This window comes from Rhodococcus sp. NPDC127527, from assembly GCF_042672245.1.
Taxonomy (GTDB): domain Bacteria; phylum Actinomycetota; class Actinomycetes; order Mycobacteriales; family Mycobacteriaceae; genus Rhodococcus_G.
This window is the reverse complement of sequence record NZ_JBHXVP010000002.1, coordinates 440,036-453,687: the sequence shown is the minus strand read 5'-3', so window position 1 is coordinate 453,687 and position 13,652 is coordinate 440,036. Positions and strand designations below refer to the sequence as shown.

General features: G+C 71.7%; 15 protein-coding genes. 6 read left to right on the top strand and 9 right to left on the bottom strand.

Translation table 11 applies throughout. From position 1 onward, the window contains the following. Positions 1–23: 23 nt before the first annotated feature. From ACFVH2_RS05100 to ACFVH2_RS05090, 3 genes are all read right to left on the bottom strand, one after another. Entirely contained in the window at positions 24–1,055 is a 1,032-nt protein-coding gene (locus ACFVH2_RS05100) for an ATP-dependent 6-phosphofructokinase (RefSeq protein ID WP_378422909.1), read from the bottom strand. An 85-nt stretch (positions 1,056–1,140) separates the two neighbouring features. After that, entirely contained in the window at positions 1,141–1,803 is a 663-nt protein-coding gene (locus ACFVH2_RS05095; protein WP_378422907.1) for a response regulator, read from the bottom strand. A gap of 9 nt (positions 1,804–1,812) precedes the next feature. Continuing rightward, positions 1,813–2,955 (bottom strand): sensor histidine kinase, encoded by a 1,143-nt coding sequence (locus tag ACFVH2_RS05090; RefSeq protein ID WP_378423182.1) that lies wholly within the window; start codon positions 2,953–2,955, stop codon positions 1,813–1,815. Positions 2,956–3,214: 259 nt separating this feature from the next. On the opposite strand from ACFVH2_RS05090, the gene ACFVH2_RS05085 reads away from it, so the two are divergent. Genes ACFVH2_RS05085 through ACFVH2_RS05075 form a run of 3 tightly spaced genes read left to right on the top strand, consistent with a single transcriptional unit; the run spans position 3,215 to position 6,466 of the window. Beyond that, complete coding sequence (locus tag ACFVH2_RS05085; protein WP_378422905.1) at positions 3,215–3,883, top strand: hypothetical protein; 669 nt, start codon at positions 3,215–3,217, stop codon at positions 3,881–3,883. Beyond that, positions 3,880–5,289 carry an alpha/beta-hydrolase family protein gene (locus ACFVH2_RS05080; RefSeq protein WP_378422903.1) on the top strand — a complete coding sequence of 470 codons (1,410 nt, stop codon included), beginning with the start codon at positions 3,880–3,882 and terminating at the stop codon, positions 5,287–5,289. Before ACFVH2_RS05085 ends, ACFVH2_RS05080 begins: the two co-directional genes overlap by 4 nt. A 40-nt stretch (positions 5,290–5,329) precedes the next feature. After that, positions 5,330–6,466: an NAD(P)/FAD-dependent oxidoreductase gene (locus tag ACFVH2_RS05075; RefSeq protein ID WP_378422901.1), complete on the top strand. Its 1,137-nt coding sequence runs from the start codon at positions 5,330–5,332 to the stop codon at positions 6,464–6,466. Here ACFVH2_RS05075 and ACFVH2_RS05070 read toward each other — a convergent pair. Next, on the bottom strand, positions 6,456–7,052 hold the full coding sequence (locus tag ACFVH2_RS05070) for a TetR/AcrR family transcriptional regulator (protein ID WP_378422899.1): 597 nt from the start codon (positions 7,050–7,052) through the stop codon (positions 6,456–6,458). The genes ACFVH2_RS05075 and ACFVH2_RS05070 overlap by 11 nt on opposite strands. A 117-nt stretch (positions 7,053–7,169) precedes the next feature. Between ACFVH2_RS05070 and ACFVH2_RS05065 the strand changes: the two genes are divergently transcribed. Then, a complete protein-coding gene (locus ACFVH2_RS05065) occupies positions 7,170–8,039 on the top strand; it encodes an SDR family NAD(P)-dependent oxidoreductase (protein ID WP_378422897.1) in 870 nt (289 codons plus the stop codon). Between the two features lie 63 nt (positions 8,040–8,102). On the opposite strand, the gene gatA is transcribed toward ACFVH2_RS05065, so the two are convergent. Both gatA and gatC read right to left on the bottom strand, forming a co-directional pair. Then, positions 8,103–9,578, bottom strand: coding sequence for an Asp-tRNA(Asn)/Glu-tRNA(Gln) amidotransferase subunit GatA (gene gatA / locus ACFVH2_RS05060; RefSeq protein WP_378422895.1), 1,476 nt, complete (start codon positions 9,576–9,578; stop codon positions 8,103–8,105). Then, positions 9,575–9,874: an Asp-tRNA(Asn)/Glu-tRNA(Gln) amidotransferase subunit GatC gene (gatC, locus tag ACFVH2_RS05055; RefSeq protein WP_378422893.1), complete on the bottom strand. Its 300-nt coding sequence runs from the start codon at positions 9,872–9,874 to the stop codon at positions 9,575–9,577. Before gatC ends, gatA begins: the two co-directional genes overlap by 4 nt. Positions 9,875–10,151: 277 nt before the next feature. Here gatC and ACFVH2_RS05050 point away from each other — a divergent pair, with 277 nt between their 5' ends. Then, complete coding sequence (locus tag ACFVH2_RS05050) at positions 10,152–10,802, top strand: amino acid-binding protein (RefSeq protein WP_378423180.1); 651 nt, start codon at positions 10,152–10,154, stop codon at positions 10,800–10,802. Positions 10,803–10,824: 22 nt separating this feature from the next. Here the strand turns inward: ACFVH2_RS05050 and ACFVH2_RS05045 are convergent, their stop codons facing one another. The 3 genes from ACFVH2_RS05045 to ACFVH2_RS05035 are packed head-to-tail and all read right to left on the bottom strand — an operon-like array spanning position 10,825 to position 13,107. After that, positions 10,825–11,313 (bottom strand): GNAT family N-acetyltransferase, encoded by a 489-nt coding sequence (locus ACFVH2_RS05045; protein ID WP_378422891.1) that lies wholly within the window; start codon positions 11,311–11,313, stop codon positions 10,825–10,827. 7 nt (positions 11,314–11,320) lie between these two features. Then, complete coding sequence (locus ACFVH2_RS05040; protein WP_378422889.1) at positions 11,321–12,391, bottom strand: S-adenosylmethionine:tRNA ribosyltransferase-isomerase; 1,071 nt, start codon at positions 12,389–12,391, stop codon at positions 11,321–11,323. After that, the gene (locus ACFVH2_RS05035; RefSeq protein ID WP_378422887.1) at positions 12,388–13,107 is read right to left on the bottom strand and encodes an SDR family NAD(P)-dependent oxidoreductase; all 720 of its coding nucleotides are present in this window, start codon (positions 13,105–13,107) and stop codon (positions 12,388–12,390) included. Before ACFVH2_RS05035 ends, ACFVH2_RS05040 begins: the two co-directional genes overlap by 4 nt. 74 nt (positions 13,108–13,181) lie before the next feature. Here ACFVH2_RS05035 and soxR point away from each other — a divergent pair, with 74 nt between their 5' ends. Further along, positions 13,182–13,652 carry a redox-sensitive transcriptional activator SoxR gene (soxR, locus tag ACFVH2_RS05030; protein ID WP_378422885.1) on the top strand — a complete coding sequence of 157 codons (471 nt, stop codon included), beginning with the start codon at positions 13,182–13,184 and terminating at the stop codon, positions 13,650–13,652.

Sequence of the window (13,652 nt, the reverse complement as noted above, 5' to 3'; positions counted from 1 at the left end):
AAGGCCAAGGCGCAGAGGAAGACCTATCCGAAGATGATCCGCATCTCCTGGTAGCGGTGCTCCGGCACCGACTTGTGGTCGACCAGCGCCTCGTCGAACCCCACCTCGACGATCTCGGTGCCGTGCAGTGCCACCATGTGTCCCCACCGCTGCGCGGCAACCAGATCGGTCACGGCCATGCCCAGCCGGGTGGCGAGGACGCGGTCGAAGGCGGTGGGCACGCCGCCGCGTTGGATGTGACCGAGCACGGTCGCCCGAGTCTCGATTCCGGTGCGTTCCTGGATCAGCGGGGCGAGGACCTCGGCGATGCCGCCCAGCCGCGGGCGGTCGAACCCGTCCGGCCCCTTGGTCGAGTGCGCGGTAGCCATGTCCGGCAGCGTGAAACCCTCCGCGACGACCACCATCGGGGCCCGGCCGCGGTCGCGGACGCTGGTGACCCAGGCGCAGATCTGTTCGAGGCTCTCGGGATGCTCCGGGATGAGGATCGCGTGCGCGCCCGCGGCGGTGCCCGAGTGCAGCGCGATCCAGCCGGCGTGCCGGCCCATCACCTCGAGCACCATGCAGCGCTTGTGGGAGTTGCCCGTGGTGCGGAGTCGGTCGATCGCCTCGGTCGCGATCTCGACGGCGGTGTCGAACCCGAAGGTGTAGTCGGTCTGGTCGAGGTCGTTGTCGATGGTCTTGGGCACCCCGACGATGTGCAGGCCCTCCTCGAAGAGGCGCTGGGCCGCGGCGGCGGTACCCTCGCCGCCGATCGCGACCACGGCATCGACACCGAGCCGGTCCAGCGTGGCGGCGATGTTCGCCGCTCCCCCGTTCGGACCCTGGAACGGTCCGATCCGGCTCGTGCCGAGGATCGTCCCGCCCTCGTGTGAGAGGCCGCGGACGCGGCTGCGGTCGAGCGGGATGGCCTCGCCCTCGACCAGTCCTCGCCACCCGTCCAGGAACCCGACGAAGTCCTGCCCGTGCACCTCGGAACCCTTGAGCACGGCTCCGCGGATAACCGCGTTCAGTCCGGGGCAGTCACCACCGCTGGTGAGAATGCCGATCGTCGTCATCGCGCCCCCGTTCGCTCGGGTGACCGTGCTGGTGTCCCTCAATACTGCACGCGGTCGGGCGCGGCGGCATCCGGTGACCGGGCGATCACCCGGGAGTGACCACCCCGGTCTCGTAGGCGAGCACCACCGCCTGGGCCCGATCGCGCAGGTTCAGCTTCGCGAGCACCTTGCCGACGTGGGTCTTGACGGTCTGCTCCGCGACGAAGAGCGACTCGGCGATCTCGGTGTTCGACAGGCCGCGGGCGATCAGCTCGAGCACCTCTCGCTCCCGGGGAGTCAACGCAGACAGACGCGCGGGTTCGGGCCGCCGCGCCGCGCGCCTACTCGTGACGTCGGCGATGAGCCTGCGCGTGACGGTCGGCGCGAGCAGCGCCTCGCCGTCCGCGACCACCCGCACCGCGCGCACCAGTTCCTCGGCGGGCGCGTCCTTGAGCATGAAGCCACTCGCCCCCACCCGCAGCGCCTCGTAGACGTAGTCGTCGATGTCGAAGGTGGTCAGCATCAACACCCGCACCGGCGGGTCGAGCCGCGCCGACAGGATCCGTTCGGCGGCCTCGAGCCCGTTCATCTCCGGCATCCGCACGTCCATCAGGACCACGTCGGGCCGCAGCCGCAGCACCTCGTCGACGGCGACCTTCCCGTCGGGGGCGTCGCCGACGACGCTGATGTCGGGTTGGGCTGCGAGCAGCGCCCCGAATCCCTGCCGCACCATCGCCTGATCGTCCGCAATGAACACCGTGATCGCCACCCGGCCACCCTATGCCGGTGCGGTGTTCGCCTCGAATCCCGCCGGTGCCGCGGGGATCCGGGCCCGGACCTCGAATCCACCGTCCGGGGTGGTGATCGCGGTCAGAGTGCCGCCGACCGACAGCGCCCGGTCCTGCATACCGATGATGCCGTGACCTCCGGAGCGGCCCGTCGCTGGTGCAGCCACGCTCGGCGGGCAGTCGTTGGTCACGGTCAACACGGTCGACGCGTCCTCCCCCGTCAGCATGACCCGCACCGCCGCGCCGGGTGCGTGCCGAGCCGCGTTCGACAGCGACTCCTGCAGGATCCGGTAGATCGCGAGTCCGGCGGTGTCGGTCATCCCGGTCGGCAGCCCGGACCGCTCGATCGACACCGTCATCCCGGCCCGCCGGCCGCCCTCGATCAGTTCGTCGATGCGGCCGATGCCCGGGACGGGAGCGTTCTCGGCGAGCTGCCCGTCGCTGCGGAGCACGCCGAGCATGCCGCGGATCTCGTTGAGCGCCTCGCGGGCCGTGGCGCCGATCGACTCGAACTCCGCCTTCGCCTCCGGAGACACGCCGTCGATCCGGTAGGGCGCACTCTGCGCCTGCACCACCACCAGCGACATGTGGTGGGCGACCACGTCGTGCAGGTCTCGGGCGATGCGCGCCTTCTCCTCGAGGATCGCGCGCCGGGCGCGCTCGACCTCGTTGACCTCCTCCTGCTGGGCGAGCTGGCGCCGGGAGAGCACGAGCCAGCGGATCAGCAGTCCGAACAGGACCAGGACGGTCAGTCCGAACGCCCAGCCGCGCCCGTCCTGGCCCGGGGCGTCGGCGAGGAACAGCAGCGCGGTCGACATCCACGCGACCGCGACGACGGGGAGAGGCGAACGCATGCTCACGGCGAGCAGCAACGCCATGATCACCATCACGTGCACGACCTGCCACGGGAAGTCGTAGTCCGCGGCGCGCTCGTACACGATCGGGATCACCAGTGCGCCCCCCGCCGAAATCGCCCACCCGAGAGCGGGATTCGCTCGGATCAGCAACAGGGGCAAGGCGGCGAGGCCGGCGATCACCGGTTGCACCCCGGCCGGGACGTGATGCGTGACCTGCAGTGTCGGCCACGCGATCGCATACAGGACGAGGCTGACGAAGATCACGAGGAGATCCAGCCGCTGACCGGTGGTCAGGCGCCTCAGTTTCGGCGCTACCGACGCGGCGGCGTCGCGGGCGGCCCTGTCGAGCACCTTGTTCTTCTTACTCACACCGAAAACACTAGGAATCCCGGACCGAAATGTCCTCATACCTCAGGGTGAGATGCGCAGTGGCACCCAGGTACGAGACCCACCCGACGCCGCCTCCCGGGTGGGACCCGACTACCGCGCCGCAGGGTGATGTGCCCGTGTGCAGGCGATTCATAGCGTCGAAGACATGCGGAAAACCACCTGGACAGTGCTCACCGTCGGCGGCGCCATCGCCCTCACCGCCGCGCTCGCGCCGCACCCCGCCGGCGCCACGGCCCGCCCCGCGCTCGACACCGCCGCACAACAGGCCCGAGCCTCGGCCGCGCGGGCGATCGAGACGGTCACCGCCACCGACCCCGTGAGCGCCGCCGCCACGATCCCCGCCGACTTCGACGCCGTGATGGGCTACCGGCCGGTGCAACTCGACGGGATGCTCGTCAACCCGAACGGCGACTGCTCCTCACCGGTCCCCCTCCCCGCCGAGTTCGACACCGCCTGCAAGGGCCACGACCTCGGCTACGACCTGTTGAGGTACGCGGACGTCACCGGCGCACCGCTCGGGCCGTGGGCTCGCCAGAGTCTGGACCGGCAGCTCGACGAGCGCATGCACGCCGCGTGCGCCGCGCGACCGAACGACGAGTCCCGGACATCGTGCTACCTGATGGCCAATGTCGCTGTCACCGCGGTGAACTCGAACTCGTGGCGGCAGGGCTACGACGCTCCGCGGCCCGAACCGATCGGTGCGTACGCGCTCGCCGGCGGGGCCGGCCTTCTGCTGCTCGGTGGTGCCGCCTTCGTGTCCCGGCGCCGGCAGGGACCCGTTGCCGCGCCGGCCGGGACGGCGGTGCCGGCATGATCTTCGACTCGCACACAACGGCATTCGATCAGGCCCTGACCGGCCGGGCATCCGGCCTGGCACTCGCCGCACCGCGGGTGTCCACCACGGTCGCGCTCACCGCCGGCGCGGTGGTCTCGGTCGCACCGTCGCTGCTGCCCCGCGGCGTGACGACGCAGGCGCTGCTCACCGGCGGGCTGACGGCTCTCGGCTGGGGGCTGGCCGTCCTGTGGCGCCAGGTGTCCCGGCGCCACCCGCGGCCCGCCGCGGGCGGGCCGGCGCGGCCACTCGCCGCGCTGATCGGTGCGGCGGTGCTCGGCGGGGCGATCGTGCTCGCGGACCGTTGGCAGAACGGGCTGCGCGCGGCCATGGGGGCACCGGCGGTCGGGCCCGGGCACTGGCTCGCGGTCCTCGCCGGCGGCGCGGCGGTGTGCGCCCTGCTGGTCACCATGGGCAGAGCGGTTCGGGCGGCCGGGCGCAGGCTCGGCCTCGCGCGTTCGGTCGCGGGACTGGTCGCGGTCGGGGCGGCGATCGTGTTCTGGGCCGGACCGGCGGCGTGGAACGGGTTCGCCCGATTGAACGCGACGGCCAACTCGATCGTGGACCACGCCCTGCCGCAACCTACTTCGCCCTCGATCTCGGGCAGTGCCGCCTCGGCGACACCCTGGGACACCCTCGGCGCCGAGGGCCGCAGGTTCGTCTCGGCGCCGGTCGTCGCCGGGGTGGTGCGGACCTACGTCGGCGTGGACACGGCCCCCGACCTCGATTCCCGAGTCCGCCTGGCAATTCGCGAGCTCGACCGGACGGGCGGGCTGACGCGATCGAACGTCGTCATCGCGGTGCCGACGGGGTCGGGGTGGATCGACGCCAACGCCGTCGCCGGCATCGAGGAGCGCTTCGGCGGGGACGTCGCCGAGGTCGCGGTGCAGTACTCGACGGCACCGAGCTGGGCCACCTTCGTCTTCGACCGCGACGGCGCGCAGGAATCCGCTCGGGCACTGTATTCAGCGGTGAAGCAACGCGTCTCGCTCCTACCCCCCGATCGTCGCCCGCACGTGTACCTCTACGGGCAGAGCCTCGGTTCGGTCGGCGCCGGCGCCGCCTTGGCCGACGGCGATGCCGGGGCGGTGTGCGGCGCGCTCTTCGCCGGGCCACCGGCCGGAACCGTGCACACCGCGGGTGCCACCGTCCTGGCCAACGCCTCCGACCCCGTCGTGCGCTGGTCGCCGCGGCTGCTCCTGCTCCCGCCGCGACTGGACGGGGCCAGGCCGGACGCACCGAGCCCGGGTTGGCTGCCGGTGGTCAGTTTCGTGCAGACCACCGTCGACCTGCTCGGCGCGCTGGACGCCCCCGCCGGGCACGGGCACCGGTACGGCACCGATCAGGGCACCGCGCTGCCCGACTGCGCGCCACAGTCCCGCGGCTGAGACCCTTCCGCCTGCCGGGGCAGGCGAGGACACTGGACGCATGCACACCGTGGTGGTCCTCGGTGCCGGTTTCGGCGGGCTGGAGCTGGCCGCATGCCTGTCCGAATCGGTCGCCGACGTGGCCCGAGTGGTCCTGATCGACCAGAACGACTCGTTCACCTTCGGCTTCTCCAAGATCGACGTCCTGTTCCGGGACCGCACGCCGGAGTCCGTCCGGATCCCCTACGCGGAGATGAGCCGGCCCGGCGTGGAGTTCCGCCAGGAACGAGTCACCTCGATCGACCCCCGAACCCGCCGCGTCGTCACCGACCGGTCGGAGTACCAGCCCGACACCCTCGTGGTCGCGCTCGGCGCCGAGTACGACTCCGCCGCGACCCCGGGGTTCGTCGAGGACGGCCAGGAGTACTACTCGATCGAGGGCACCTGCCGACTGCGGGACCGCCTCGACGGCTTCACCGGTGGCACCGTACTGATCGGGATTCTCAGCGTGCCGTTCAAGTGTCCGCCCGCCCCGTACGAGGGCGCCCTGCTGCTGCACGACTCGCTGACCCGACGGGGCGTGCGCGCGAACACCCGCATCCACCTCGTCTCCCCCATGCCCGCCCCGATCCCGGTGTCCGCCGAGACCTCGGCCGCCCTGGTCGCGGCGCTGAGCGACCGCGACATCGGATACACGCCGGGACAACGCGTCCACTCCCTCGACCCGGTCCGGCACGTGGCGAGCACCGGGAACGGCGAACTCGACTACGACCTGTTCATCGGTATCCCGCGGCACCGGGTGCCCGAGGTCGTCCAGGCGTCGGGCCTCACCGAGGGCGGTGCGGACGGCTGGATCCACGTGGATCCAGCCACCCTCGCCACGCCGTACCCGGGCGTGTTCGCCGTCGGCGACTGCGCGGACGCCCCCGTTCCCCGGGCCGGGGTGTTCGCCGAGAACGCCGCCAGGACGGTCGCGGAGGGCATCGTCGCGCGACTGCGCGGCACTCCCCCGCCCGGGAAGTATCTCGGCCGGGGCTCGTGCTACATCGAGTTCGGCGGCGGGCTGGTCGGCAAGGTGGACGCCGACTTCCTGTCCGGGCCGGCACCGGTGGCGCCGTTGTACGGGCCGTCGACCGAACTCGCCAGGGAGAAGGCCGAATTCGCCGTCACCCGGCGTCGTCGGTGGTTCACCGGGTGACCAGTGCGGCGAGCGCCAGGTCGAGCAGCGAGTCCGCGTATGCCTGGGTGAGTCCGCCCATTCCGAGAGACCAGCGCATCTGCATCGGCCCCACCAGCAGGTCCACCGCCAGCTCGAGATCGACGTCGTCGCGCAGCTGACCCGCCTCGACGCCCCGCTGCAGGCGGTCGCGGACGACCTGCCGCTGCGGCTCGAGGAGTTGGGTGCGATAGCTCTCCGCGAGCGCCGGGTCCTGCTGGATCTCCACGTACAGCGCCCGGAGGAACGCGTCGAACCTCGGCTCCGCCATCTCGGTCGCAGTGGACCGGAGGAACAGCCGCAGATCGGCCACGATGTCGCCGGTATCGGGCAGTCCGCCGCCCTCGGGACCACCCGAGAGCTCGAGTATCGCGTCGAACACCACCGAACCCCGGCTCGGCCACCATCGGTAGATGGTCTGCTTCCCCACCCCCGCGCGCGCCGCGATCGCCTCGATCGTCAGTCGCGGATACGGGACCTCGGACACCAGCTCCGCGGTGGCGGCCAGGATCGCCGAGCGCGCGCGTTCGCTCCGCCGGGCGCGGGCGGGCTCCTGTTCGGCCGACATGCCCACACCGTACCAAACCAAGACGAGACGTTCCGTCTTGACAGACCCGAGGCGCACTGCCACAGTCTTTAACGAGACGCAACGTCTCGTTGAAGCACTCGACCACGAGGGGGATCCATGACCACTGCCGAACCGAGGACCTGGTTCATCACGGGGGCCAGCCGCGGGCTGGGCCGGGCCTTCGCGGCCGCCGCCCTGGACGCCGGCGACCGGGTCGCCGCGACCGCACGGGACGTCTCGGGTCTCGCGGACCTCGCCGCCTCCCACCCCGAGTCCGCCGCGGCGATCACCCTCGACGTCACCGACCGCGCGGCGGCGGCGCGGGCGCTCGCCGAGGCGCACACCCGATTCGGCCGCGTCGACGTGGTGGTCAACAATGCGGGCTACGGGCTCGTCGGTGCCGTCGAGGAGTTCTCCGAGGAACAGGCCCGCGCGCAGATGGACACGAACTTCTTCGGGGCAATGTGGGTTACGCAGGCCGCGATCCCGTACCTACGGGCCCAGCGGTCCGGGCGCATCGTGCAGGTGTCGAGCGTCGGCGCCGTCGGCGCGTTGCCCCTCTTCGGGCTGTACAACGCGAGCAAATGGGCGTTGGAGGGATTCAGTGCGGCGGCGGCCGAGGAATTGCGGCCGTTCGGGGTGTTCGTGACGATGGCCCAGCTCGGCGGGTTCGCCACCGAGTGGGCGGGGTCGAGCATGCGGTTCGCCGCCGCGAACGGCGCCTACGACGAGACCCGCCGAACGATGCTCGGCGTCTCGGACTATCCGGACCCGAACGCTGCCGTGCCCGACGTGGACGATTCGGCCGAGGCCGAGTGGGTGGACGCGCCGCCGGAGGAGGCCGCGGCCGCCCTCCTCGCGCTGGTCGACAATCCGAATCCGCCGATCCGGCAGATCATCGGCACGGGCGCGCACGAGATGGTGGCCATGGCGCTGGCCGCCCGCCGCGCCGACTACGAGTCGGACCCGGCGTTCAGCTGGCCGTGACGCGGCCGCGCCGCCTGTGCGTGAATTTCACCCCGGTCCGGGTGAAATTCACGCACGGGCGCGTCAGCGCGTGATCGGGCCGCGGGCGGCCTCGTACGCCGCACCGACCCGGTACAGCCTCTCGTCGGCCATCGCCGGCGCCATGATCTGCAGGCCGACCGGCAGCCCGTCGTCCGCGGACAACCCGGACGGCACCGACATCGCGCAGTGCCCGGCCAGGTTCGTCGGCAGGGTGCACAGGTCGGACAGGTACATCGCGAGCGGGTCGTCGACCTTCTCGCCCAGCTTCCACGGGGTGAACGGGCTGGTCGGCGAGACCAGCACGTCGGCCTGCTCGTAGGCCCTGTCGAAGTCGCGCGCGATCAGGGTGCGGACCTTGAGCGCCGAACCGTAGTACGCGTCGTAGTAGCCCGACGAGAGCGCGTAGGTGCCGATCATGATGCGGCGCTTGACCTCTTTGCCGAATCCGGCGGCGCGCGTCGCGGCCATCACCTGGTCTGCGCTCATGTTGCCGTCGTCGACGCGCAGGCCGTAGCGCATCGCGTCGAAGCGGGCCAGGTTCGAGGACACCTCGCTCGGCAGGATCAGGTAGTAGGCGGCGAGGGCGTACTCGAAGCTCGGGCAGGACACCTCGACCACCTCGGCGCCGAGCGCGGTGAGCTGTGCGACCGCCGCATCGAACGAGGAGATCACGCCGGGCTGGTAGCTGTCCGAGTGCAGCTCCTTGACCACGCCGACGCGCACGCCCTTCAGGTCACCGGTCGCGCCCTGACGGGCCGCCTCGACCACCGGACGGACCGGCGCGTTGATCGAGGTGGAATCGCGCGGGTCGTAGCCGGCGATCACCTCGTGCAGCAGCGCGGTGTCGAGCACCGTGCGACCGCAGGGACCGCCCTGGTCCAGGGAGGAGGCACAGGCGACGAGACCGAACCGCGAGACCGTCCCGTAGGTCGGCTTGGTGCCGACGGTCGCGGTGACGGCCGCGGGCTGACGGATCGAACCGCCGGTGTCGGTGCCGATCGCCAGCGGGGCCTGGTTGGATGCCAGCGCCGCCGCCGAGCCACCACCCGAGCCGCCGGGGATCCGGGTGGTGTCCCAGGGGTTGCGGGTCGGCCCGTAGGCGGAGTTCTCGGTGGACGAGCCCATCGCGAACTCGTCCATGTTGGTCTTGCCCAGCACCGGGATGCCGGCCTCGCGCAGCCGGGCGGTCAGGGTCGCGTCGTAGGGCGCGACCCAGCCCTCGAGGATCTTCGAGCCGCAGGTGGTCGGCATGTCGGTGGTGGTGAACACGTCCTTGAGCGCCAGCGGCACGCCCGCAAGCGCGGACGCCGGGGCGTTGCCGGCCGCGAGCGAGTCGTCGACGTCCTTCGCGGCGGCGAGCGCCTGCTCCCCCGCCACGTGCAGGAAGGCGTTGAGCTCGCCGTCCACGGCGACGATCCGGTCCAGGTGCGCCTGGGTCACCTCGACCGAGGACACCTCCCTGGCGTGGATCCGGGTCGCGAGAACGGACGCGTCGAGCGCGGTGAGGTCGGCGGTCACTGCTCTTCTCCCAGGATCTGCGGCACGGCGAAACGGTCCTGCTCGACGGCGGGCGCACCGGAGAGCGCCTGCTCGGGCGTCAGCCCGGGCGCGATCACGTCCGGCCGGGTGACGTTGTTGAGGGCGCTGGGGTTCGCGGTGGGGGGCACGTCGTCCGCGGCGACCTCCGCGACGGTCTTGACGTGGCTGAGGATCGAGTCGAGCTGACCGGCGAACTCGTCGAGTTCGGCGTCGGTCAGCGCGAGCCGGGACAGCCGGGCGAGGTGGGCGACCTCGTCACGGGAGATGGCAGGCACCGCGTGGGCCCCTTTCAGGTCAACGGACAGCGATCGCCCGTCAGCCTATCGGCTGCGGCCGATCCCGCTGCGGGCAGCGCCGTCGAGCGCGGCCCGCATTTCCATTCCGCGGCGGCCACGTGTCGGGGAGATCACCATTCGGGAGCGAGCTGCGGGTTCCGGCGGACCCACTGTGGTGGCGCCCCATTGCTGACCACCACAGGCGATCGATGGTGAAAGGATGAGTCCTACGGGGGCAACGACGACCTCCGTCGACCTGCGCGACGAAGGAATCGGTGTGTCCTATCTACTGCGTGTCCAGCTCCCCGACCGACCCGGCAGCCTGGGTTCCCTGGCGGTCGCGTTGGGTTCGGTCGGCGCGGACATCCTCTCCCTGGACGTGGTCGAGCGCGGCGCGGGCATCGCCGTGGACGACCTCGTCGTCGACGTCGCGCAGGGGTCCCTCCCGGACACCCTCATCACCGCGGCCGAACAGTTGAACGGCGTGCACGTCGACTCGATCCGCCCCTATTCGGGGCTCCTCGACGCGCACCGCGAACTCGAACTCATCGACCACGTCGCCAGCGCGCGCGACGACCGACTGCAGGTGCTCGTGGACGGCGCCGCCCGGGTACTGCGGGTCGGGTGGACCACCGTGGTGGGTATCGGCCCGCACGGCGCCTTCCGGGTGGTCGGCAGCGCGGGCGCCCCCGAGACCCAGGCCGGCGACGTGCCGTGGATGCCGCTGCAGAAGCCGACCGCCCTCGACGGCGAGGCCGACTGGGTCCCCCAGTTCTGGAAGGACATGAACACGACGCTCGCGGCCGCCCCGCTGGGGCACTCCGGACGTGCGCTGCTGCTGGGCAGGCCGGGTGGTCCGGAGTTCCGGCCGTCCGAGATCGCCCGGCTCGGCTACCTCGCCGGCATCGTCGCGACGGTGCTGGGCTGACGCCGACGAGGAGGGCTCGGGTCTACGCGATCTCGCGGACCAGCACGGTGAGCGGCGTGCCCGGCATCGGCTCCCAGTCCCGGTCGGGCGAGGGGACGAACTCGTAGCGGTCGTAGATGCGTCGGGCGTCGACCATCTCCGGCTCGGTCGAGATGACGACCGCGTGCAGACCACGGTCGTAGGCCTCGTCGAGGACGTGCCGCACCAGGGCCGAACCCGCGCCCTTGCCCCTCGCCGCGGGTGAGACGGCGAGCATGCGGAACTCGAGTTCGCCGGTCCCGGCGACGTCCGCGAACGGCGTTCCCGGCTCGGCGATGGTGACCGATCCGACGACCTCGCCGTTCAGTTCCGCGACCACGACCTCGGCCTGGTCCGCTCGGCCAGCAGTGTCCCGCAGTCGGGCGACGTAGTTGCTGGACTCGGAGACGAATCCGCCACCCACGTAGGTGTCCACCGTGAGGTGCGCGACGGCGTCGAAGTCAGCGGGGTCGACGGGGCGAATCGTGATCATGGGGTCACTATCGCAGCAACAACGCGCTGTCCCCAAACTCGTGCCAGAGGTAGCCGTGAGTTAGCGCGGCCTCGTAGGCCCGTCGCACGACCGCCGCCCCCACCACGGCTTCGAGCAGCATCAGGTGCGATGCGCCGGGCGCATGCCATCCCGTAACCAACCCGTCGACCACCCTGGCCGGGCGCCCTGGACCGAGCACCAGATCGGTCCATCCGGCATCCGCGACGGCTCGCCCGTCCGCGGTGGCCGAGGCCTCCAGCGCCCTCGTCACCGTGGTCCCCACGGCGATCACCCGACCGCCGGCGGCGCGGGTCTCGTTGACGACTCGGGCGGTGTGCGCGGACACGGCGTACCGCTCCGGCATCGGCGGCTCGCCCGCCTCCGGGGAGGAGACCGCGGTGTGCAGGAGGACGGGTGCCAGCGACACCGACCCGGTCACCAGCTCGGTGACCAATCGGTCCGTGAACGGTCTTCCCGCACTGGGCATTTCCGCACTGCCTGGCACTCGCCCGAACACGGTCTGGTAGTACGACAGCGGCCACCGCCCGCTCACGTAGGCATAGGTGATGGGCCTGCCCGCCGCGGCGAGCAGATCCGACTCCACGTCCGCCACCCCTTCCACCCGCGCCCGCCACAGCCGCCGCGACCCGGACGGCCACGGCTCCAAGAGCATCACGAATACGTTGCGCGGCAGTCGGATCCGCGACCCCACGCCGATCCAGGACAGCGGCCCGGTGACCGGACCGGGCCCGCGAACCTCGACCGCCCAGTCCTGGCCGCCCCACGGACTGGGGCCCAGCGGGGTGGAGAAGTGCACCACCACCGGGCCCGCGCCGTCGATCTCGGCATCCACCGCCGCGGGCAGGGTCGCAGAGGTGTTCACCACCAGGAGGTCGCCGGCGCGCAGGAACCTCGGCAGGTCACGAAAGACGCTGTGTTCGAGCTTCTCTCGATCGGATACGAGCAACCGGACGCCGTCTCGCGCCAGGCCCCTGGCCTCCGGCGGCCCGTCGGCCTCCTGCCGGTGCGACAACTCGAACCGGGTCCAGGATTCGGACGTCCGGTCGGCGGTGGTCATTGCCCTGCCCCCACCGCGTCGGCCGACCGCACCGCCGCGAGGTCGACCGCCCGGTACCGTCCGCTCGGCGGCCGTTCGTCGAGCAGTCGGAGCAGCACAGGCACCACCCTCTCGGGCTCCGGCCGGTCGGAGATGTCCTCCCCGGGGAACGCGGCCTGGTGCATGGCGGTGCGCATGTCGCCGGGGTCGAAGGCATACACCGCGAGGTCGGGTTCCTCCACCGCGAGGACCGCGCTCGCGTGGTCGAGTGCGGCCTTCGCCGCGCCGTAGCCACCCCAGCCCGGGTAGGCCTCGGACGCCGCGTCCGAGGTGATGTTCACCACGGCGCCACCCGCCGCGCGAACCCACGGCAGCAGGGCGGCGGTGAGTGCGAGCGGGGCCAGCACGTCGGTGGCGAACACCTCCGCGAGCGCCGGCTCCGGGTAGTCGCGCAGCGCGGGCATCGGACTGGGTCCGAGTGCGCTCGCGTTGTTGACCAGCAGGTCGAGTCGACCCCGGCGCGTCACCTCGGCCACGAGCGCGGCGCGGTGCCGCGCGTCGGTCACGTCGCCGACGACGGGCGTCAACGCAGGCGATCCGGCCGCGACGGTCCTCAGTCGCGCCTCGACCCGCCCGGTGACGACCACCTCCCAGCCGCGGTCGGCGAGCCCGCGGGCGAGCGCACGGCCCAGTCCTGCCGATCCCCCGGTCACCAGTGCCGTTCGAGTTGTGTCCATGAGAGCTCCTTGCCGTCAACGGCTCCTGAGTCCATCCTGGAAGTTGAAGTTCACTTGATGTCAAGGGAGGCGGCGTGCGGACCACGGACCTGCTGACGGTCGGCGAGGTGACTCGGCGCAGCGGACTCGCCGCCTCGGCACTGCGCTACTACGAGAGCGAGGGCCTGATCGAGTCGACCCGCACGTCGGGCAATCAACGCCGGTACCAGCGCAGCGTGCTGCGACGGATCGCCTTCATCCGGGCCGCGCGCAGCATCGGACTGCGCCTCGACGAGATCAGCGAGGTCCTCGCCGACCTGCCCGGCGGACGCACCCCCACCCGGGCGGACTGGACACGGGTCTCACGGCACTGGCGCACCCGGCTCGACGAGCAGATCGAGGCGCTGGTGGCGTTGCGCGACGGTCTCGACTCGTGCATCGGCTGCGGGTGTCTCTCGCTCGCGACCTGCGCGCTCTCGAATCCCGGTGACGCCGCCGCCAGCTACGGACCGGGCGCGGCCTTCCTGCCGAAGGCTCTGCATCCCGAGGACTCCCCCCACGGCTGA

What these genes read in the sequence shown, in the direction of transcription:
- ACFVH2_RS05100 (WP_378422909.1), bottom strand. Translation starts at nt 1,055, where the DNA reads ATGACGACGATCGGCATTCTCACCAGCGGTGGTGACTGCCCCGGACTG.
- ACFVH2_RS05085 (WP_378422905.1), top strand. Translation starts at nt 3,215, where the DNA reads ATGCGGAAAACCACCTGGACAGTGCTCACCGTCGGCGGCGCCATCGCC.
- ACFVH2_RS05080 (WP_378422903.1), top strand. Translation starts at nt 3,880, where the DNA reads ATGATCTTCGACTCGCACACAACGGCATTCGATCAGGCCCTGACCGGC.
- ACFVH2_RS05075 (WP_378422901.1), top strand. Translation starts at nt 5,330, where the DNA reads ATGCACACCGTGGTGGTCCTCGGTGCCGGTTTCGGCGGGCTGGAGCTG.
- ACFVH2_RS05070 (WP_378422899.1), bottom strand. Translation starts at nt 7,052, where the DNA reads ATGTCGGCCGAACAGGAGCCCGCCCGCGCCCGGCGGAGCGAACGCGCG.
- ACFVH2_RS05065 (WP_378422897.1), top strand. Translation starts at nt 7,170, where the DNA reads ATGACCACTGCCGAACCGAGGACCTGGTTCATCACGGGGGCCAGCCGC.
- ACFVH2_RS05045 (WP_378422891.1), bottom strand. Translation starts at nt 11,313, where the DNA reads ATGATCACGATTCGCCCCGTCGACCCCGCTGACTTCGACGCCGTCGCG.
- ACFVH2_RS05040 (WP_378422889.1), bottom strand. Translation starts at nt 12,391, where the DNA reads ATGACCACCGCCGACCGGACGTCCGAATCCTGGACCCGGTTCGAGTTG.
- ACFVH2_RS05035 (WP_378422887.1), bottom strand. Translation starts at nt 13,107, where the DNA reads ATGGACACAACTCGAACGGCACTGGTGACCGGGGGATCGGCAGGACTG.